Origin of the sequence: Ruminococcus sp. NK3A76 (assembly GCF_000686125.1) — a bacterium.
Lineage (GTDB): Bacteria > Bacillota > Clostridia > Oscillospirales > Ruminococcaceae > NK3A76.
The window spans coordinates 2972649-2994442 of the sequence record NZ_JMMA01000002.1; the positions used below are offsets into that span (position 1 = coordinate 2972649).

Genomic DNA, 21794 nt, shown 5'->3' on the forward strand with positions numbered 1-21794 from the left:
GGCTGTCATTCCTTATTCGTTCTTATATTCTTCAAACGTATCATCCTTGTTGTTACTCAGATATACATCACCTGACTGAGCATCGACAAAGGCAGTTGTCTTTGGGAAATATTCAGTATCATTTCCGTTAAATTCATCAAGAGTAAAGCACCACATAGGAACATATCTGAGTTCAGTCTCACCCTGACAGGTTTTACAAACATATTTCAGACCGACCTCCGTGACCTTGTATTTCAGATACGGAGCAAGTATCTTAGATAAATTATCTGCCGCATCAGAAATACTGATAATATCGGATACCTCGTTAGTATCAATTATATTAAAGTAATAGCTGTTGCTTATTCTTATAATATCTTCATTATCATCAACCAAAACATCAATAAAGCCGGGTCTGATAAAAGAGTCATCAGTACTCGGAAAACCGCTGTCATTGAATTCAAGCCCCTTAAAGGAGTGAATAAATCTAATGACTATAAACTCAAAGCCATCTGTGTTTTTAGCTTTCACGGCATATTTAGGTATTATTGTATCATCTTTGTTTATGTATTCCAAGTAATCTTCTTTAAGTATTTTACTGATTTTTGTTTCAAGCTCAGCAATATCTATCTGCTTGCCATTTAAAGAAACAGAACCCTCATCAAGAGAGAACCGATCGTTCTTGTTAGCTGTGATCTCGGACTGATACATAATATCAGACAAAGAATTGTTCCACACATTAAAAGTCCCTGAGCCGTAATACTGAACACCGAATTCTTCATCGTCATATTCATACATATACCCATTGTCTTCGGGAATGCTTTTACTGTAATCTTTTTTTGAGAAAATACCGAGCAGCTCCATACATCTGCTTTTATCACTTTCGGTCACGGTATTTCTTACTTCGGCACTTATTTCATATAATCTGTCGGTATCGAACAAGTCAACATCACACATAAAATCAAGGTTTTCATAATCACTAAAGCTAAAGTCATTCAGTTCCTCCCTCGCCTGCTCTACCGAAACAAGTCCGGAATTATGCCGCGCATACAGCCTTACTCCGATGACTGCTGCAATTGCCGCAGCAGTTGCCGTTATTGCGGCAATTATCACTTTCTTTTTGTTCATTCTGTCTGTCTCCCGTTTCAAAAAAATTGTGCGGGGCATCACACCCCACACAAATATAAACTGCTATTATCTCCCTTTTGTGAGAACTCTTTTTAATTATCCCGCAATTTCAGCGTTTTGCACAAGTTTATAGTCTCATCTTTGTTCATATTAGCATCAACTAAGAACACATATCCGTCCTGATACCATATCACCGAAGTAAAGCTCGTGTCTTTGTCGTCTGGCGTAACGATAAAGTATTGTATGCCGTTTTCCTCAGTCACAAGGTATTTTTCATCCTTGTCGCTTATATAGATATTCCTGTATGCCGCAGGGATATACTGCCCGAAATAGACATCAATAAGCCCGTTGCCCTTGCCGTCAAAGGTACCCCACGCTTCGGAATATAAATAATCTGTATTGAGCCATGACTGATCATCAAGTTCAAGCCCCTCGGGAATGCCCGCAAGGGTGTATTTTTCCTCAATGCTCTTTTTCGGGTCTTTTATAGTGGAAACATCAAATGTCAGATATATTCCCTCATCGACCTGCCTGGAAGTATAGCCCCACTTTGGCTTTGCAGCCATTCCGAGCAGAAAGCCGATGCTCAGTATCGCCGCCGCCATAAACGCAAGCTTCAGGCGATTTCTTATGTGTATCCTGGGGCTGCCCGTTATCTTTTGCATACGCTCTTCAAATCCCTTTGAGAATTTAAAGCCCTTAGGCAGCCTTGCATCGTTCTTGCTGATAAGACTGTTTTCATAATTCTCAAAAAGCTCCGATGAAAGCATATTTTCTTCCATACACATCTCACTCCTTTAAAAGCTCAGTTCTGAGCTTGGCTTTGGCATACCTCACACGCTGACGTGATGCCGCCTCGCTTATGCCAAGAGCCGACGCTATGTCGCTGTATTCAAGTGCAAGGTCATAACGCAGGTAAAGTATCTCCCTGTCGGTATCGGAAAGCCTTTCCATACACTCTTTGAGCCTGCTGACATCTGCATCGGGCAGCGGCTCGTCTGTATACAGCTCCTCATCAAACGGGAGGGTCTGCTCGCGCTGCTCCTTTCTCAGCATATCAAGAGAAACATTCCTTACTATTATAACGAAATATGCCTGCAATTTGTGAGAAGGTAAATCATGAACTTTTTGAAAACATTTGGCAAGCCGCAAAAAGCCCTCCGAAAGCGCGTCCTCTGCAAGTGCCTCATTACCGAGTATCGCATAAGCCTTGCCCATTCCGAGCCGTCTGTTTTTGCGGTAAAAGGCTTCAAATTCCTGCCGCTCCGTTTTGCCGTCAATTAGCGCCATACAAGCTGAAAGCATTTTGGTTCTCCTTAGTTTTTTATCAGTTTTATTATAGCACGCCTGAATCGGTTTGACAAGAGAGGAATAACAAACAGCCCTCAAGTCGTACTTGAAGGCTATAATTCATTTATTGTGATACTATCTCCCCGTCCGATATCTCAATAACTCTCCCGCACTGCCTTGCGACTTCATCATCGTGCGTGACGATAATGACAGTTTTCCCCTTGCCGTTGAGCTCTTTGAGCAGCGCCATTACCTCCTCGCCCGAACGCTTGTCAAGGTTGCCTGTCGGTTCGTCGCAGAGCAGCACGTCGGGAGAATTTATCATAGCCCTTGCGATAGCCGCCCTTTGCTGCTGGCCGCCCGATAGCTCGGAAGGGTAATGCTTTATCCTGTCATTTATGTCGAGTGCCGAGTAAAGCCCCTCTGCGCCCTCGCCCTTTTTCTTTGCGAGCTTTGAGGGGAGCAGAATGTTTTCCTCCGCCGTCAGCTCGGGGATAAGGTCAAAAAACTGAAACACAAATCCCACATTGTTGAGCCTGAACTTCGACAGCTCGGTGTCGTTCATTCTGCCTATTTCGGTGTCGTTGTAAAAGATCTTCCCCTCGGTCGGCGCATCAAGACCGCCTATGAGGTTAAGCAAGGTCGATTTGCCCGAACCCGATTTGCCGATTATCGCCACCATTTCGCCGTCATTTATCGTCAGGTCAACGCCTTTGAGGGCAACCACCTTGCCTTCGCCCTTGCCGTAGGTTCGGGTGAGGTTCTCTGTTTTTATCATTGTCTTTTCCTCCCTTTTGAAAGTGATGAGGCTATGTCGGGGGTGAAGCGCCTGAAGGACTTTCGTGTGAGCAGTATCGTTATTATGCTCATTACTGCAAATATAATTATTATGGGTATTACCGGATTGACTTTCCACAGCTCATCATCAAGGAAAAAGTTGTAGTGCAGCTTATCCCTATAGCTGTCAAGCTGCATTTCCTCTACTTGCAGGCTTTCAAGCGCCAAACCGCCGTCATCCTGCCCTAAAGCATCAAGCTGCTTGGAGTTAAATGACCAGAAAGAATTTATATATGTGTCATACACTTTTGATGTGACGATCTGTATCAGTTTAACGATCATAAATGCGGCAGACGCTGCTATAAGCGGTATTTTCACACCGTCAATAAGCAGCTTTTTTCTAATGAGCTTAAGCGGTGTTCCCACAGCACGCAGGACTGATATCTCATATTCCTTTAAACGTATTTTCATACCTATCCCGTTAAAGTATGCCGCAAATCCGAGCAGCGACATTATGCCGATGATCATTACAGCGCTGCCGTACTGCGAGGCCTTTGCAAGAAATCGCTCACGCTTTTGCTCGCTGTATGATAAAAGCTCCATTTCGCTTGACATAGGTATCAGTCCGCCGTCAATATGCTCAGATGAAAATATTTCGGTATATGCCGCATTGTGAAGAGAAAGCGCTTTTGCGCCGCTTGCTGTTGTTAAGACATTATAAAACTCATTCCCCGAGACCGAGTATTTCAATATCTTTTCAACGCTTGAAGGCAGCCTTACAACTGCTCCTATTTTTGTTTTGCTCCTTGTAAGCTCATCAATGCCAAAGCCCGAGCTGCCCATAGCAGAGCAGAGAGTTATCTCACCGCTTAAAACGGGTGCGCTGTCGTGCTTGATAACATAGATGACCTCTTTTCCCGAATTGAGCGCATCTATATCTATCCGCCCCGATGTGACGTATTTTTCAAGACTTTGTATAGTTTTAGCATCTGCAAGCTTTGTTTCAAGGGCATAGAGCGTGTTTTGCTCTTCAAGGAAAGCCTTGCCCTTTGGTGTGCTGCTTTCAGCCATTATATCACGCTGCTCTTTGTTTCCGGTTGATATAGTTGTATTTATCTCACACCCGTCATTGTCGATTATGAAAGTATTTGGCAAAGTGCCCGTTGAAATGCCGTCAATCTTATCGGCAGTTTCATCATTTATGCCAAGCTCGGCATTTGCAGGTGTAGCAATTTTGAATGTGCCCACCGAATATGACTGGGGAGGAACAGCGTGGTAAAATTCCTCTATATTATCCTCATCAAACTTAAAGTCCTCATAAAAGTTGGTTGACTGCGGCGGCTGATAGCCAAGATCCTGCAAAAATTCCTTTCCGTTATCAGTTATCGACATATAGCCAAGCATTGTGCCCAAGCAGATAAGTGTAAGTGCCAAAAGCTGTATAGCCGTTACCGAGCGAGTAGAGAATGTTTTAGCAAAGCTTTTGCTAAGTGATGCTGCCTTTTTGTTTTTGTGCCTTACCTTAAGCCTTGATGTAAGTGATGCAAAAATATACCCAAGCGGCATAACTATTCCCGAAAAAATAACCGCTACCTTAAATGGTGAGATAGTGTTATCGGTAACAAGTGTATAATCGGTAAGCCCTGAATATGCTGCTTTTGAAAGCACCCCCACCTCAAAGCTGTATATTCCCTGATAGAAAAGTACACCAAGAGCAATGCCTATCAAAGCCTGCAAAAGAATAAATGCAAAACATTCGATATCATAAATAGTTCGTATATCCGATCTGGAAAGCCCTATTTTTCTGAGCATAGAAAAGGTATTTTCACGCTCGGCAAAAATATTTCGGAGTACCGCCACTACGGACAGCACAGCAATAATTGTCGCTATGCCTGCGAATACAAATATATGGCGGTTGTTCATCAGCATTTTTCTTCCCGAGCCTGCATTTTGCGCAGAAATTTCTTTATCAGAGCCGGGTATCTGCCCGAAAACGCTTGTATACTTTACAGCCGTTCTGTAATCTGTCGCAATATTATCAAGCATCGTAAGAGTGTATTTGGGCTCGGTGTTTTTCTCGCTTACAAATATCACGGGAATAGGATAATCGGTCTGTGCGGCTCTGTCAAGATTATACGCAGGCTGCAGTTCCGACCAGAAACGGCTCTTACCGTAAACCTCATCAATTATTCCGCAAAGGGTAAATGTTCCTATATCAAGCCCTATACTGTCACCGACTCTGCCCGAATAGCCGAGGCGGTTCAAGACCGTTCTGTCAACAGCAATTTCGCTGTCATCTAAAGGCAAGCGCCCCTCTTCAAAAGGAATATGTGCAAGGTTTTCGGGGTCATTAACTGCGCCATAGGTAAAGGTCTGCTCGCCAAAGCCTGCCCTGCCGTAGACATACATATGCCCTTTGGCGGTCTTGTCCGTGCTGACGGACTTTTCAAAATCACCGTTATCAACGGGCAGCATTACCGTATAAAACCCAAACGCATCATAGCTTTCATGGAGCTGCCTGTGAAAGCTGCCCCTTATCATTAAGAAAGCACAGCACACCACCGCACAAAGCAGCACGCCCGAGAAAAGCAGCGCCGCAAGGCTTTTCTTGTGCTTGGACCAGTATTTCCTCGTGATGTATAAAAGCACATCACCAATGCCTCCGCTTGCCTTGTTGAGCCCTGCGGTCAGCCCGACAGCGAGGGCGGTGCCTGCGGCTATCCATACCCCGTCGCTCAGGTTTTCAAGCACGGTACTCATGGGAACGGCGGCGAAAAGGCCGTCTTTTCCGATGAGCTTTTCGACTTTTTCCTTTATGCGCTTTCTTGCCTTATAGAGCTTTTGGCTGACATTGTTCTCGTTTGTTTCAAGCGCCTCAGCCACCTCGGGGATAGTCATCTCATCGTAGTAATACATAATAACCGCCGCCCTCATATCGGGTGACAGGCTGTCGATTATGCTTTTTAGCTGCTCCTTTGTTTCCTCGTTTTCGGTGTAGTCGTCGGGGAGCAGGATAGGCTCGTTCAGCCTGCCTGCCTCAAGCAGATATTCAAGCTCGTCATTGCTTATATTCCTTGAAAGCTCCTTAAGATGTTTCGCACATTTGCTGTATGCGATAGAATACAGCCACCCGACAAATGACTCGCCCGACTTAAGCTGTGAAATATGTTCAAAGGCTGTTGTAAAGGTCTCCGAGGTAAGATCCTCCGCCGTGTCGGGGCTGTCAACAATGCGAATAATGAAAAAATATACCTTCTCATGAAATTCCTGATAAAGCTTTTCAAATGCCGCCTTGTCGCCTTTGCCAAAGCTCTCCGCAAGGGCTTTTATGTCAGCTCTCTCCACCTTCACTAACCTCCTCCACCAAAGAAAATACCCTTTTGTATATTCTTGCCTTCTGCTGCTCAGTCATCTTTTCCTGCTCATATATCAGCCGCAGCATTAATACAATAAGCTCATCTGTTGTTAAACGCATATATTTCCTCCTAAAAGCTTTTATATATATGGAGTTTTCAGAAGTATTATGCTTATCCGTTTAAAGGATAATTCTCCCTTTTGTATAGATTTCTATGACTATGTTTAGGTAGATTTACTAATATGCTTGTCTTGATCTAATTGTAGCATAAATGTAGCCTTGGTGCAAGAGGCTAAGGCCGAAAAAGAAATATCGTATGTGGACGGAACAGATGTATATATAGATTATAATATAATCCGATTTGATAGCATTGTTAAGGGACTGTCATCAAGCTCGTCCATAGAGGTACCCTCATCAAGCTCGACGTAGTTATCTTTTTACTCGTCATACCACATAAACATCAGAGCATCGGGGCGAACACCGTTCAGCTCATTTTTCAAGGCCTTGAAAAGCAGAGTGCCGCCCTTAACCTCATCGGGGTCAAAATCGACCTCGATAGGTGCGCCGACAAGACCTACCACACGGCTATGCATCACATGAACGCCGTAAAGGTCTTTGAACCTCACCTTGCCGTCAAGCGGTTCATCAGTAGAATACATACACACCTCATATACTGCCGCCGCACCGTTGTTGCCGACCTCTGCATGAGCGCCGTTTTCGATCATCGGCTTTTCATTTTCATTTGAGCTGCTGTCTATTACCTGATCCTTTACAATGCTTTCTTTTTCGCTGCTCGAAACTCGTTCAAGAGACGGTCTTTTGATCTTGCTGCTATCAGTATCATCACCGCAGGCAGTCATTCCAATTGTCATTACTGCTGCAAGCATTGCTGCCGTTATCTTTTTTATACATTTGAATTTTCCTTTGCTGTCTATGACGGGTATTATTTATACTATATTTCCGTCACTTATTTCAATTACCCTCTGACACTGCTCGGCGACCTTCGGATCGTGCGTTACTATGACCACCGTTCGCCCCTGCTCATTAAGCGACTTGAACAGCTCCATTATCTCACCCGATGTCTTAGTATCAAGCGCACCCGTGGGTTCGTCAGCAAGTATCATGCTCGGTTCATTGACTATTGCTCTTGCAATAGCCACCCTCTGCTTTTGTCCTCCCGAGAGCTTGTTGCAGGGCTTCTTCGCTAAGTCCTCAATACCGACAGAGCGCAGGGCGGCAAGGGCTTTTTCCTTTTTGCCATTAATTTTTTTCTTTGAGAAGTTGAGCGGTATCATCACATTTTCAAGCGCCGTAAAATCCTCAACAAGCGCAAAATCCTGCATTACCATGCCTATCTTTTCATTCCTTATACGGGCATATTTACGTTCTGACAAGCCCTTTACAAGCGTGTCATCAATTCGGTATTCCCCGTCCTGATAGGAATCAATGCAGGCAAGGATATGCAAAAGCGTACTCTTTCCTGCGCCCGACTTTCCTATTATGGCCACCAGCTCGCCGTCCTTTATCTCGGCGGAAATACCGTGCAGAGCCTCGAATTCGTTGGCTTTCTTGGGGTTATATATCTTAACTATGTTATCAAGTTTTATCATAGCTATCCTCCTATTCGTTGGCTCTGAGGTTTTCCTTGGGCGAGGTGTTGTTTATGCACACAAGCGGCGAAATTAGCGAGCAGAGCATATACATCGCAAAGGCTGTCAGGCAGAACAAAAGCTCCTCCTTGCCAAAATCAAAAACCGTGTTTTTCAAAATGCCCTGAATTTTCATCACCGAGACCGCAATTACACAAACGCAGACCGCAGCAAATGTTGTGAGCATTGCATTTACAAATGATATCATAATGCTGCCTTTCCATGTGCAGCCGAGAGTGTAATATATAGCGTAGGTTCTCAGGCTCATTTTGGTGTTTAGGGTCGAAATTGAAACCGTGCTTACCACCATAAGCAGCGCTATGCAGATCAAGATCGGCAAAAGCTGCACTATCTGGTCATAGACATACAGCTTTGAGCGCTTTGAAAATTCATTCAGCGGTATCTGCGAACCGAAAAGAGCAAGCTGTGCGCATAACTTATCATACTGCTCATCGCTTATGCTGTCATCAAATGTCACAAGATATTTTGTGCTTGTAAGTGCGGCTTTGAGCTTACCGCCTGTCAGCCTTTCAAACTGGCGCTGTGATATGTACAGCCTGTTTACCTTTCCCGAGGAGTAGATGTCGTCTTTGTCACTGCTCGGTTCAAAAGTACCGTAGAGGTTTCTGAAATCATCCTTTTCGGTGAACGTTCTGTCAAGCCCGAAAAGCTTTGTGCTTTTGTCTGATATGCCTATTATTTCAAAGCCTATATTCAGCCTTATCTCGTTTTCAAATTTTACATCTTCGGGCGCATAATAATAGGTTTCAAGTGTGAATTTATCACCGACTTCAAAGCCGCTGCTCTCGTCTGCAACGGCATATATAACATCGTGGTCTTTGCAGTCAAGCCACCTGCCTTCTTTAAGTTTCGGCTCATACATCTCTATAATTTCATCGGGGCAGCCTAACACCTCGTTATTGACCGATTGGTCGCTTAAAAACGAGCAGTATGTTATACCGAGAACTTCCTTTATCTCGGGGTATTTTTTCATCAGATCATCAGGCGTTGCAGCGTCAAGATTGCCTGTGCCGCTTACCGAGAGATAAACGCCGTCATTTTCAAGCCTGTCCCTAATCGGCAGATAAAGCTCCGTCCTTGAACTGACACTTGAAACGATAGCTATGATAAGAAAGAACATAGCACCGAGCTGGAGGGCTATGAAGATGTTTGTGAAAATACGTCTTTGGAATTCCTTTAAGCCGAGTCCTATCATACCGCTCACCTCCTGAACATATTTACAGGCTGCTTATCAAGCTGGGTAGATATCATTATATTTATCACCACAAACAGCACGCCTATAAATACTCCGTAGATATAGAGATAAGTGTTCAGCGAATATACCTCATCTATCCTGTCTAAGAAGTAGGTGAGTTTTCCGAGGATCAGCTTATGATAAGCATAAGCACACACAGCAAAGATAAGCGATGCGCTGCCGATTATCTCCAGGAGATACATAAGCCTTATCTTGCCCCTTGTGCAGCCGCAAAGGCGCATTACGGACATAGTCTTTCTCCTTGTGAATATGATATACCGGTAAAGGATAGCGAGTATTATCGCCGCCAGCACCGACAGCACCACCGATATCATCATAATAGATACATAAAAGGTTTTTTCCTCGGTATCTACCGTGTACATCTCGGGGAAGTTAACATAGTCGCCGTAGACCTCTTCAAAGGCCTGCTTCATATGGCGGTAGGCGTAGGTGCTTATGGGCTTGTTAGGCATAATATTTACTTCTTTTATTATTACATCATCGGGGATACTGGAAAAGGGCACATACAAAGTATCGCCCATTGAACCGACCAAACCGATGACCTTATAATCCTTGCCCAAAAAGCGCACAGTCTTGCCTATTATATCACTGTTCCACGATTCGTCGGAAAGCACCATAACATTATCACCATTCAGCTCATGTTCATCACTTATTTTTTCACCCGATACTGCATCGCCAACATTTCGGGCAGCAAACTCATTAAAACTAAATATACCAAGCTCTTTTCTGTATTCTATTCTTATGTTTAACATAGGCATAAAGACAGGGGGCTTTTCTTTCACCTTGCTAAGGTCTTCGTCCTCGTGCTGCTGATAGAACCAGTCATCATCTAAAAAGTATTTATAATACTCTCCGCAGTCAAAGTCATAATCAGGGTATTCCCTGAAGGTATCGTCAATATCGCCCCACACAAAAAAGCCGCCAAATTCCGTTTTTGTTCTTTCATCAAGCATAGAAAGCACTTTTCTGAAATCTCCGACAGTTGTTGTTCCGTCAGCCTCATAGTATTTATACGGTTCATACACCTGACCATTCATATCGGTACCGGGATCATCTATATGCTCAGCGGTTATGTTACCGAAGCAAATCGGAGTGTAAGCCATTATCATATTTCCGCTCGGGCCTACGTTTTTACCCTGTTCAAGCTCTGTTGCCTTTGTCTGATAATTCTGATATACGCCGTGTGAGAACATAACTACCACCACAGACACCATGCAGGATAACACATACATAATAAACACAGCAGGAGATTTCCTTGCTGTTATTCTGATGTTTTGAAATATATAGCGCATAGCAGCACCTCCCCTTTTATTGCTTTTATTATAAAGACGCACAAGGGAGTTAAAACGTGGCACTTTAAAAATGTTTTTGTAAGCCTGCACAAAAACGGCTGGGCAGTTTTGTGCATCAGAACGACTAAATCTTCTCGATGCACCCCTTATCCATCTCATGCACCGTCTCGCACAGCACATCAATATCCTCCGCCGAGTGCGAGCAGATAAGTATCGTTTTGCCCTGCTCTTTGTAGGAAAGCAGATACTCACGCATCTCCCCCACACCGTCCTTGTCAAGCCCGTTGAACGGTTCATCAAGTATCAGTATCTTTGGGTTTTCCATTATCGCCTGTGCAAGACCTAAACGCTGGCGCATACCTAAAGAATACTTGCGGACGTGCCTGCGCAAGTCGGGGTCAAGACCTACTTGTTTCATACTTTCCCTGACTTGCTCTTTCCCTATTTTGTTTTTTAACCCTGCAAGGAGCTTTAAATTCTTGTACCCCGAGTAGTAAGGGATAAATCCCGGCGTTTCGATTATGATACCCATATCATCAGGGAAGTCAACGTCCTTGCCGACACGCTTCCCGTCAACTGCTATTTCGCCGCTTGTTGGCTTTACAAAGCCGCAGATACACTTCATAAGCATGGTCTTTCCCGAGCCGTTGCGGCCTATCAGCCCATGTATTTTGCCCTCCTCAAAGCTGACGTTTATGTGCTTTAAAATCTCGGTTTTGCTTAGTGTCAGGCACACATCATTCACTTCAATAATACTCATATTTACTCCATTTCTGCGCTTGCGAAGCAAGCAGTCACATCGCAATCTCCGTCACGTTGTCGTAATTGAATTTCTTTATCGCCGTCAGACAGAAAACACTTAACCCGACAATCATAGTGCAAAGATAAAATATCGAAAACTCCATAGTTACAACAGGCTGCCTGAAATACTTTGTGTAGTGCAGCCAGATGATACTGTTTGCCATTGGCATTGACCACATCAGGTTTGTTTTTATCGAGCAAAGCGCTGTACCGATAGAGATTATCGCCGCACAAGCCACAAAGCCTGCGGTCTTTTTCTTGACGATCGAGAATGAAAGCAGGATAAGTCCGAGTATCAGCAGATACGCAAACACAAGCAAATAACTGCGTATTGCCGCATTGTAGATAGACAGCTGATTATACAGGTTTTCGGGCAAAAGCTGCACGCCGAAGTTGCCTGCCTTGTCGGGGAACATTATCTTGTACTGCGTAGCGACCTTGCTCCAGTCATCAGACCAAAAGCTGCGCCCGAGCATTGGCACTACAGCGCCTAAAAAGATGACAGCAAGATATGATGCCGCCATAAACACGAGTTTTATCATCTGCCCGACTATCCAGTTGAGGCGGCCGACACGCATTATGTAAAATACGGTATTCGTATCTATCTTCGGGAAGTCTGCGATTAGTGTGAGGAACACAAGCGGCAGTATCAGCATTATTGCACCGCTGTTTGCTATGGCGATAAACGGCTCTAAGGTGTTGAGCTGCTCGCCCATTTCCTCTGCATTTTTTAGCAAGGGCTCTATTGCAAAGCTGTAAATGAAGATAAGCAGAACTGCGAGGATTATCATTCGTGCGTCGTTTATCCATTTGATGTATTCGGTCTTGGCGGTGGTGAAGCATTGTCTAAGGTTTAATCGTCCGAACATATCACACACCCCTATCCTTACGAAGATTCATTATCACCGAAAACAGCACAATAACTCCCACAACAAGCACTCCGTTAAAGATAACTATGCGCTGTGCGCTGTCATTCCACTCGGTGATAAAGGCAAGATGACGGGCGCTGTCGGGCTGAAAATCAAACAGCTTTTCCGCAAACTCGTTATTGTCAGTTTCCCAAGCTTTTAGGACAAGCTTATTTATTGCTGTATTCCAAATATACACCATTAAAAACGGCACGCAGGTGATAAGGTATGGGTTGCGTGAGAAAGAACTGATAAGAAATGCAGGCAGCGTTGTAACAGCGCCGTAGATAAACGCACTCAACAGCATTTTAAGCGCCTCAACAGTCTGGCTGTCGGGGTGCATTTCATAGTAGAATTCATCAAGCTCATAGCTGTTAACATTCGGGAAAAAGCCATAGACCACCGCACCGTAGATAGCATATCCGAGCATGGCAGCAAGGCCGCCGCCTATCATCACTGCGAAGAATTTCGAGAGATAATAGCGCAGGCAACCGGTGCGTGATATGGTAAAGCGCATAAGCCCACTGTTTCGCTCGGCGCAGAATGAAACCATAAACGGGAATGCAACGATTATCGGCAGGAACATTGTTATGTAACCGCCGAGGCCGTTTTGAAACACATTTATTGACGCAAACTGCGTATCGCTCTCGATAAACTCACGCTTGAACGAGAAGAACGACTCAAAGACAGAATAGCTGCGGTCGGTCGTCAAATCGTGGTAGGTGGGGGCGGTGAAGCAGAGCAATGCTGTTAATAGCACAGCACCTAAAAAGCCGATGTTCAGGAGGGTTTTGTTTAGGTCTTGTTTAAGAGAATATATCATTTCCATTATTCCACCATCACACTATTAACATAATAACACTTATCATAAACCGAGCCCATATACCGAATATCATCAGCATTGACCGTAACGCTCATACCGGACTTTAAGTCATTTATATCTATCTGCTTGCCGTTTTTGTCGATTATCGTCTGTGTTTCAAGCTTGATCTGCTCGCCGTTATATGAAATATATATTGCAGGAGTTTTGTCCTGTGTCGATGTATAAATGATCTCGCCCGTTATATCTCCTGCCGGAAGAATAACACACATGGTCTGTTCGCTTGTCTTTTCATCAGCATCATTGCCGCTGAGCAGTGCGTAGAAAATGTGTTCACCGTTATTAAACGAAACCACGTCAGGATACATTGCTGCTGTAAAAACGACATCTTGTCCGTTATCGTTTCTTGTTGCCGTAACGACTGCTCCGTCTTTGCTTTTTACTTGGGCACAGATGTATTTTGGTATGATATCGCTTTCTTTTATACTGTAATGATTCGTGCCGTTTTTTTCGGCTATTTTCGGAAGAATATCTGATACCACGCAGTTATTACTATCATAAAAGCATATGCCCGTAACACCATATTCGCCTTTTAAACGTTTGTTGTCAAATACCCCATATCCATTCTCGGCAAGTGTGTGTACATCGACAGTATATGTCGCACCATTATTATCAAGTATGGCAATATTATCTGTAATACTTTTTATAGTATAATCACCTGTCATTTGCTTTCCGTTTGGTGTTATGACATCAAGTTTAATAAGCTCATTATTATCATCATAGTATGATAGCTTTGCTTTTATTTTTATATTGAATGAATTATTTATAATGCTTGTATCAACTTCCCTGTTCCCGCCTTTTTCATAATAAGGAACTGTATCAAAATCAAGTCTTGTTCCGTTATTATCTATTGAAAGTATATCATTATCAAATGATATTATATCAGCATTGACAGAGATAACAGAACATTCGGGTTCATTTATCTGTTCTTGCTTTTGAGACAGCGTTTTATTCTTATTATCATTTACAGAATTGCTGCTTTCAGAACTTTTTGAACAGGCTACCAGCATACATATAACTACCAAAGGCATTAGAAAAACAGCCTTTTTCATATAAGCTCCTCCTTATTTGTTAAGCATAACCGTTATTTCCCCTGTAAGTGCATTAACTCTTACAGTTGACGGGTGTTTAAGATCATTTTCAACTTTTGAATCCTGCTTTATATAAAAACACCACGTTGGTTCAAACTCATAAGTCACGGTCGTATCATAAATATATGACGATGCATCGTGTTTTTTGCCGTCAGTTTCATCTGTCTTTATGCAAGTATATATTAGCTCTGCGTCATCAAATTCCAAATACAGATTATCGGCGAGCTCATTTTCAAGTATATCAACGGCCCCTTCAAATGACACCATTTTCTCTATTTTCTTCTTATCTTTAAGCACAAACCTGGAAACAGAGTTTATATAATCCGGTGATTTATCATTAGTAATATACACCGAAGATGAAGCATCAAGATAATAAACAAGAGTTTTTGTATCCTCAGTCAGAAACGGCGAAAGGCTGTAATCTATTGGTATCTTATTAAAACAAAACGCATTAAGCACAAAAAGTCCCTTTTCACCGTTTGAATCATAGCTGCATATTCTTTTGGGGAGCAGTTCAAAACCACCCTTTACATCTGAAAGCTTGTTATTCAGTGTATCATATATCATATCACAGCATTTTTTGACTGTAGTATTTCCACCTGAAAGCTCTATCGTTTTTTCATCTGTGGAATCTGTAAATACTTCATTTATATTGCAATAATCAAGCTCCGGCATTGAGCCTGTTCTTATTATATATCCGTCAAAAAGATCATACAGGCACTCAATATCTGCATCGCTGTATTCGTATCTGAACGGATCACCGTTTTCTGCGGTAACGATTTTTCCACCGTCTTTTGATTCTCCGCATATTCCTTTTATAAGCAACTCTCCGTTTTCCCGAAGCTTATCTTCACTTTTTTCGGTATTTGTATAACCTAAAGTTATTACATACAGCTCGTTTGTATCAACAACATCTATACTATCAGGCAGGGTAAAACCACTATGCTCCTCATTTAGAACGGCCTCATAGTTCTTATAAGAATCTTTTGTTTCAACATATTCGACGCTTTCCACAGACTTAGTATTTCCGTCATCTATAAACGAACACGAAGTCAGGAATATCAATCCTGCAACGGCAAATATTGTTTTTATTGTGCGCATAAATATGCCTCCATAATTTGTATTCAAAAATCAAAATAGGCGCAGAGCCTTTCTGACCCTGCACCCATATAAACGTAACCCCCACCCAAAACGTGAGAAAAAAATATCATTCCTCTTTAATTTTCACCGATCTGCACAAATCAAGCGCTTCGTTTTTGTCTACTGTGCCCGAAACGACCATTACATAGCCGTCCTGGTACCATATAACGGCGGTGTAACCCTCTCTTGGCTCGCTGATGTAATACTGAATGCCGTCCTCAACGATAATGCTTCTTTTGCCCTCGTCGCCTAAAAGAATATTCCGGTAATAATAGGGCGTGCAGCAGCAAAAGCTGACAGTCTGCCAGTCATCATCGCTGCCCGTGTCCTTTGCATAAATATATGAGATGCTTTGCCCGAAGGGCTGGATGTATTCCTCGATCTGCTCGTATCCCTGCGGCACAAAGCCAAGCTCGTAGCGGTCGGTGACTTTCTTTTTGGCGTCCTTGACGGAATCAACGTTGAAGCTCGCATAAATGCCGTCTTCATTCTTGTTTATGTCAAAGCCCCATTTGCCGCCCGATGACATACCGAGCAGAAAGCCTGCCGAAAGCGCGTCCTCTGCAAGTGCCTCATTACCGAGTATCGCATAAGCCTTGCCCATTCCGAGCCGTCTGTTTTTGCGGTAAAAGGCTTCAAATTCCTGCCGCTCCGTTTTGCCGTCAATTAGCGCCATACAAGCTGAAAGCATTTTGGTTCTCCTTTATCCTTTTTTACATCAGAACTATTATATCACGCCGGGCGCAGTTTGACAAGAGAGGAATAACAAACAGCCCTCAAGTCGTCATTGAAGGCTGTAATTCATGTAACAAAACGCAGCAATGCCCCAATACAAACACTATTACATTTTATTAAAGCATAATAAAAAACCGAAGCCGACTGAAATGAACTGACCCCAAAAAGTTAGACAAACTTTTCAAAGAAAACTTGTGCAAAGCGACTAAGAGAGATCTTGGTCGCTTTTGTCATGCAGCGTTGAGCCTGTATTCAACAGGTGACATTCCATCAAGCTTAAGCTTGATGCGCTTTGTGTTGTACCAAACGATGTATGAATGTAGTTCTGAAATGAAGTGCTCAACAGATGAGAATTCCTGTAAGTAGAGAAGTTCTGTTTTCAGCAATCCAAAGAAGTTTTCTGCGCAGGCGTTATCAAGACAGTTTCCCTTTCGTGACATACTTTGTCTTATGCCTTTATCTTTGAGCATTTTCTGGTACTGCTTGTGCTGATACTGCCAGCCCTGATCTGAATGCAAAATGAGTCCGGTGTTTTCCGGTATCTTTGCAAATGCTTTATTCAACATATCGGTCACTTGATTCAAATTAGGGTGGTAACTCAGGTTGTAGGACACAACCTCTCCGTTGAAAAGATCGATGATGGGCGACAGATACAGCTTGACACCAAACAGAGCAAACTCTGTCACATCTGTGACCCACTTCTGATTTGGCTTATCCGCTTTGAAATCACGTTCCAAAAGATTTGGTGCTATTCTGCCGACTTCACCCCTGAATGAGTTGTATCTCTTCATGCGAACGCGGCAGAATATACCCATTTTACGCATTAAACGCTGTACCGTCTTGTGGTTTATCCTATGCGTTTTTCTCAGTTCTTTCGTTATCCTGCGATAGCCATAGCGTCCTTTGCTTTCATCATATATCCTGCGTATATCCTCCTTGATCGCTGCATATTTATCCGGTTTTGGATCATTGAGTTGCTTGCTGTAATAGTAATAGGTGCTGCGAGGGATACCGGCAACATCAATGAGCAGACCTATCTTGAATTCATGCCTCAGTTCCCAGATCACTTGTGCTTTTTCTCTTGCCGTACCCTTTCGGAAACCAAGGCATTCAATTTTTTTAAGTATGCATTCTCCGCACGAAGACGCTGAACCTCGGCTATGAGGTCTTCTTCGACTTCTTTTTTCAGTTTTGGAGGACGACCTGTTGATTTGCGCCCACGACGTTCAACATAAAATCCTTCTTTGCCTTCTTCAAGATAGATGCGCTCCCACTTCGCAACTGTCTTATCTCCTTGTGGAATGTCAAATTGTCTTGCAGTTTCCATATAACTTAATTTCTCGTTCTGCATTGTTTCAACCACTTTGATCTTAAATTCGGGTGTGTATCTCTTATTGGGTATTCCTTTAGGCATAAAAATGCCCCCCTTTCGTTAGATTCCTAATTGGTATGTTTCTATTATACCACATTGTCTAACAAAAGGGGAGCATTTCAATTCATCATTAAGCTCTTTTATTCTTTTTTCACATTCAGCCTTTTCTTTTTCGGACGGCAGCAGATCTTTCAGCTTGTTACGGTGTAATCTTATCTCAGCATCTATCGGAGATAATTCCTTCTCAAGGGCGGGTATATCGCTGATGATATTGATCTTTTTGAATTCACATTCTTTGAATGCATTATCTGCTATTTCAGACACTGTAATAGGAATAGTGATCGATTCCAGATTTTCACAGCAAGCAAAGGCAACATTACCTATTCTTTTAACACCCGAGGGTATCTCAATGCTCTTTAAGCTTTTGCAATTGCACATCACACCTCTAGGTAGTTCTGTTACATTTGCAGAAATATTGATTTTGGGGAGTTTATGACAAGACAAAAATGCATCTTCTCCTATTTTGTTGACTGTTTCGGGTAATACAAGTTCTTTTATCTCATAACAACCACTAAAAGCCTCCTTGCCGATTTCTTCAAGTTTTTTATTCATTTCAACTGATTCAAGCTTTCCACAATTGCCGAAACAGCCTTCCTTTAATTGCTTTATTTTTGACGGGATATTTACTTTGCGAAGCTCAGTGAAAGAATAGCATTTCGGAATGTCTATCAGCGACTCAGGAAATTCCAATATCCTGATAGTTTTAGAACAATTTGTAAAAGCATTGTCATTAATACGCTCTGTACCTTCACGGACCTTATACTCGGTTAATTCTGACGGAGTCAAGACAAGTTCTTTTTTATCCTTACTATAAAGCGAACCATCAATACTGCAATAATCCTTGCTGTCTGGTGATACTATAATTTTCTTGATAGCGTTACATCTGTAAAATGCTATTGGTGAAAGAGACTCCAGCGATGCAGGAATGTTTATATGCTCAAGCTTACCGCAATCAACAGCGATATCATCCTCAATACTCTTTACACCCTCACCAAATGTCAGCTCTGTAAGCTTGGAACAGCCTCTGATCGTTCCAGTATGGATAACACTTATACTTCCGGGAATATAAAGTGCAGTAATCTTATTACAATCCTTTAATGCACTTTGTCCTAACTCTGTAACCGAATCCGGTATATCAATACTTGTCAGATGGATACATCCGGCAAAAGCCCTTTCTTCTATTTTTGTAACAGTATTCGGTATAACGACAGAAAGAAGATTCTTTCTGTTGGAAAACGCTCTTGCACCGATAGTTGTAACGCCTTCTGGAATCACTGCGGATGTTCCGTCTTTAGAATACCCTACAAGTACGCCATCTTTAATATCATAATGGTCGGACGAATCTGCAACAGGTTCAATCTTGCGTTTTGAGGTTTTCTTATTCATCTGTGCTACTGTATCTTTATTTATCGTAACAATCGTCTTTTTCTTTTTCGGAGTGTCTTCGGAATACTTGTTGCTTGCAGGACTGCTCTGGTATTCACTTTCTTTCATAACCGAATTAAGAAGCTGCTCGATTATCTTTCTGGAAGCATCTTCACTTCGGGACTTACAGTCAAAAAACTGGAAATAATACATATTCTTTCTTGTAAGAATAATCCCGCTGAATTTAAAGGTTTTATGACTTCCCTCTACTAAAGGCTCATCAGATCGATAAGACACAACAATATCCGAGTCCTGGCGTATTAGATGCCTTGGTGCATTTCCCATGATCATTCCGCACATCAGCTGAATCCTTATCATTTCAGGCGAATCAAGCGGTGCGCCGCTAAAATTATCCATTCTGGCAATTGCCGAAAAATTGATAGTGCTGCTAAAAGGCATACTAAGATCAAGAGTGCCGTCATCGAGTCCCAATACAATTTTTCTGTTGCCTATCTCGTCAGGATCTGTGCTAAACTTATAGCCCTTAGGAACTGTTATTGACCAGCTGTCGTCAACGAGCACATTGGTATTCTTATCACAATGAACTCCTTTTTTAGCAAGTGTTTGCTCATCCGTACCCGAAAGCATTTTAAAGAATTCATCAAGCTTTTTGCTGTTATCTCTACAATGAGCCGTTTTATTATTATTCATAAACTTGACTGTATCAAGTAATGAAAGAGCTTTTTCTATATCTTTCCGGTATAATTCATATAGGCCTAATCCGCCTCTTTCATACTGTGCCTTAATAAACACTCCATATTCACCCGAACGAACGCCAAACACCATACTAAAACCGGATTTAAAAAGTCCACTCATAACTGATTGTCCAAATAGCCCTATCTCATTATCTGACGAAGAATATAAAACTGTATATGCACTGTCGCCTTCTAATGCATTATTAAAAATGGTGTCAAGTGTATCTTTATCCCTTACTTTTAATTCTTTAATTATAAATTCTAATTCTTCATTGTCAGACAATGTAAGAGTTATCTGATTATAATTCTCATCCGTTTCTTTTTTAAAGCTACTATTTGCAGGAAGCTTGATAGTAAAAGCATCATCAAACTGCAAAATATTTCCCTTTTGGCTAATATCTAGCTTTGGAGTTTGATCCTGCAGTGCGCTAAGTAATGCATCAACAACAAGCTCCTTTATATCTTTCCTTAAATCATCTGAATCATATTCTTCATCAGTTTGATCTTTTTCAAATTCATCAAAATCATTTAACATAAACTATCCCTCCTGTTACATTTAATCTATAATAAAACAAAATAAAAAACAACTATAACGCCTTTATTGTCCAGAGTGAACTATCGGATAAAACAAAGTGAAACTTGTTATTTCACCGATTACACTTTCCATCTCATCTTCTAACCTCTCCATGTTTTCTGCTTTTCCCATTTCATCATAACTAGATGTGCCATTTCCGTTCAACTTATGTTCCATATAAGCACCTTCTATCAGTCAACCCTATTAATTCATTTCGGCAATCTCTTTTATCCAATAGCAGACAATAAGAATAATAAAAGGCAACACATTTATTCAAACGCATTGCCTACAATTCCAATATTTACAAAGATTCATGTCCTCGGCAACCGGCTGTCATACTCATAGAGCTTAGACCCTGTGGCTTTGCGTCGCTGCCTTACGGCAGGTTTGCCTAGTATTATTTATAATTATACCACGCCAAGCATTTTATTGTCAACGATTAACAAAATATGTTTACAATTATTGTCACATCATATAAAACGGCCGCTTGGGAATTGTGTATGATGCTATGACCGATAGAAGCAGCCCCTGTTCATACCTCTGTGGTAAGAACAAGGGGCCGTATTTATTACTCTCACCTTCGATAAAGCGATCCAAAAATATGTACTCAAACTCATTATCTAATAACATTTCTCCGGATCATATTGACACTCCAGAACAAATATGCTAATATAAATACAAAGCCCCCGGCACTCATACTTACATAAGACCAACCAAGGCAAAGGAAGGAGAAAGTATGAGGATATTTAATTACCACTGCTTTGACAACTGGAGTGTCGTAAAGGGGCTGCCTACACCGATACAGCTGTTCAAAAGAGGGCATTCCGACGAGGAATACAGAGAGCTTATCTCATTCTTTTACAGCGAGAAATGGAAAAAGGTCGAGCGGGATCATATCAATTCGGACAGAAGATATTATGAGAAAAGGAAAGACTGGTATTTATCGGTTGATGATCCACAGTTTGTCTGCAAAAGCAAAGCTGTCAACTCGTCTGCAGCAATCAGAAGGTTAGAAAACCGCATCATTGAGCGCTTTGAAGACCGCTTCGAGGACGGTTTGCTTGCCGAATGTGTGAAAGCTCTTTCACCCGGACAGTATCAGATAATCAGGCTGTTTAGCAAAGGCTTAGACAACGGAGAGATAGCCAAAAAGCTCGGAACAACTGCAAACAATGTATGCAAGCAGAAAAACCGGGCGCTCGCAAAGCTCAAAAAGCTTTATCTTAATAAAGCCGAGCAATCAAGTGATTATCTTTGCATTATTCCTTTTAACATTCCAAAAGCAGTATCGGTATATATTTAGTCAAAGCGTAGCAAAGTGTCCGCACAGAGTTTTTCTGTGCGGGCATTTTTTATTCAAAATCGTGAAT

Annotated in this window: 21 protein-coding genes and 1 riboswitch; of the genes, 1 reads left to right on the forward strand and 20 read right to left on the reverse strand. The window is 42.2% G+C overall.

Annotated elements, in window-relative coordinates:
* Positions 1-12: 12 nt before the first annotated feature.
* The 20 genes from CD05_RS0113730 to CD05_RS20720 all read right to left on the reverse strand — a co-directional run bounded on the left by CD05_RS0113730 (position 13) and on the right by CD05_RS20720 (position 20601).
* The gene (locus tag CD05_RS0113730; RefSeq protein WP_028510961.1) at positions 13-1104 is read right to left on the reverse strand and encodes a hypothetical protein; all 1092 of its coding nucleotides are present in this window, start codon (positions 1102-1104) and stop codon (positions 13-15) included.
* Positions 1105-1196: 92 nt separating this feature from the next.
* On the reverse strand, positions 1197-1886 hold the full coding sequence (locus CD05_RS0113735) for a DUF4367 domain-containing protein (RefSeq protein WP_028510962.1): 690 nt from the start codon (positions 1884-1886) through the stop codon (positions 1197-1199).
* Between the two features lie 7 nt (positions 1887-1893).
* Complete coding sequence (locus CD05_RS0113740) at positions 1894-2409, reverse strand: sigma-70 family RNA polymerase sigma factor (RefSeq protein ID WP_028510963.1); 516 nt, start codon at positions 2407-2409, stop codon at positions 1894-1896.
* Between the two features lie 109 nt (positions 2410-2518).
* Positions 2519-3172: an ABC transporter ATP-binding protein gene (locus tag CD05_RS0113745; protein WP_028510964.1), complete on the reverse strand. Its 654-nt coding sequence runs from the start codon at positions 3170-3172 to the stop codon at positions 2519-2521.
* Positions 3169-6522, reverse strand: a complete 3354-nt coding sequence (locus tag CD05_RS0113750; RefSeq protein ID WP_198021598.1) for a sigma-70 family RNA polymerase sigma factor — start codon at positions 6520-6522, stop codon at positions 3169-3171. The genes CD05_RS0113745 and CD05_RS0113750 overlap by 4 nt, the downstream gene beginning before the upstream one ends.
* Positions 6503-6646: a hypothetical protein gene (locus CD05_RS20715; protein WP_156947389.1), complete on the reverse strand. Its 144-nt coding sequence runs from the start codon at positions 6644-6646 to the stop codon at positions 6503-6505. The genes CD05_RS0113750 and CD05_RS20715 overlap by 20 nt, the downstream gene beginning before the upstream one ends.
* Positions 6647-6963: 317 nt before the next feature.
* Positions 6964-7413: a hypothetical protein gene (locus tag CD05_RS0113760; RefSeq protein WP_028510966.1), complete on the reverse strand. Its 450-nt coding sequence runs from the start codon at positions 7411-7413 to the stop codon at positions 6964-6966.
* Between the two features lie 60 nt (positions 7414-7473).
* On the reverse strand, positions 7474-8136 hold the full coding sequence (locus CD05_RS0113765) for an ABC transporter ATP-binding protein (protein WP_028510967.1): 663 nt from the start codon (positions 8134-8136) through the stop codon (positions 7474-7476).
* A 10-nt stretch (positions 8137-8146) separates the two neighbouring features.
* Positions 8147-9391, reverse strand: a complete 1245-nt coding sequence (locus CD05_RS0113770; RefSeq protein WP_028510968.1) for a hypothetical protein — start codon at positions 9389-9391, stop codon at positions 8147-8149.
* A gap of 5 nt (positions 9392-9396) precedes the next feature.
* Positions 9397-10743 carry an ABC transporter permease gene (locus tag CD05_RS0113775; RefSeq protein WP_028510969.1) on the reverse strand — a complete coding sequence of 449 codons (1347 nt, stop codon included), beginning with the start codon at positions 10741-10743 and terminating at the stop codon, positions 9397-9399.
* Between the two features lie 124 nt (positions 10744-10867).
* Positions 10868-11503 carry an ATP-binding cassette domain-containing protein gene (locus tag CD05_RS0113780; protein ID WP_028510970.1) on the reverse strand — a complete coding sequence of 212 codons (636 nt, stop codon included), beginning with the start codon at positions 11501-11503 and terminating at the stop codon, positions 10868-10870.
* A gap of 34 nt (positions 11504-11537) precedes the next feature.
* Positions 11538-12413 carry a hypothetical protein gene (locus tag CD05_RS0113785; RefSeq protein ID WP_028510971.1) on the reverse strand — a complete coding sequence of 292 codons (876 nt, stop codon included), beginning with the start codon at positions 12411-12413 and terminating at the stop codon, positions 11538-11540.
* A gap of 1 nt (position 12414) precedes the next feature.
* Complete coding sequence (locus tag CD05_RS0113790) at positions 12415-13281, reverse strand: ABC transporter permease (protein ID WP_028510972.1); 867 nt, start codon at positions 13279-13281, stop codon at positions 12415-12417.
* Positions 13281-14384: a hypothetical protein gene (locus CD05_RS0113795; RefSeq protein ID WP_028510973.1), complete on the reverse strand. Its 1104-nt coding sequence runs from the start codon at positions 14382-14384 to the stop codon at positions 13281-13283. The genes CD05_RS0113790 and CD05_RS0113795 overlap by 1 nt, the downstream gene beginning before the upstream one ends.
* 12 nt (positions 14385-14396) lie before the next feature.
* Positions 14397-15524, reverse strand: a complete 1128-nt coding sequence (locus CD05_RS0113800) for a hypothetical protein (RefSeq protein ID WP_028510974.1) — start codon at positions 15522-15524, stop codon at positions 14397-14399.
* Between the two features lie 106 nt (positions 15525-15630).
* Positions 15631-16254 carry a DUF4367 domain-containing protein gene (locus CD05_RS0113805; RefSeq protein ID WP_028510975.1) on the reverse strand — a complete coding sequence of 208 codons (624 nt, stop codon included), beginning with the start codon at positions 16252-16254 and terminating at the stop codon, positions 15631-15633.
* A 274-nt stretch (positions 16255-16528) separates the two neighbouring features.
* Entirely contained in the window at positions 16529-17365 is an 837-nt protein-coding gene (locus CD05_RS0113810) for an IS3 family transposase (RefSeq protein ID WP_028510976.1), read from the reverse strand.
* Positions 17362-17712: a helix-turn-helix domain-containing protein gene (locus tag CD05_RS0113815; protein ID WP_028510136.1), complete on the reverse strand. Its 351-nt coding sequence runs from the start codon at positions 17710-17712 to the stop codon at positions 17362-17364. Before CD05_RS0113815 ends, CD05_RS0113810 begins: the two co-directional genes overlap by 4 nt.
* A gap of 18 nt (positions 17713-17730) precedes the next feature.
* Positions 17731-20385, reverse strand: coding sequence for a leucine-rich repeat domain-containing protein (locus CD05_RS0113820; protein ID WP_028510977.1), 2655 nt, complete (start codon positions 20383-20385; stop codon positions 17731-17733).
* Positions 20386-20448: 63 nt separating this feature from the next.
* Positions 20449-20601, reverse strand: coding sequence for a hypothetical protein (locus tag CD05_RS20720; protein WP_156947498.1), 153 nt, complete (start codon positions 20599-20601; stop codon positions 20449-20451).
* A 141-nt stretch (positions 20602-20742) separates the two neighbouring features.
* Positions 20743-20826: riboswitch (cyclic di-GMP riboswitch) on the reverse strand.
* 334 nt (positions 20827-21160) lie between these two features.
* Here CD05_RS20720 and CD05_RS0113835 point away from each other — a divergent pair.
* Positions 21161-21727 carry a sigma-70 family RNA polymerase sigma factor gene (locus tag CD05_RS0113835; RefSeq protein ID WP_028510978.1) on the forward strand — a complete coding sequence of 189 codons (567 nt, stop codon included), beginning with the start codon at positions 21161-21163 and terminating at the stop codon, positions 21725-21727.
* Positions 21728-21794: the final 67 nt, after the last annotated feature.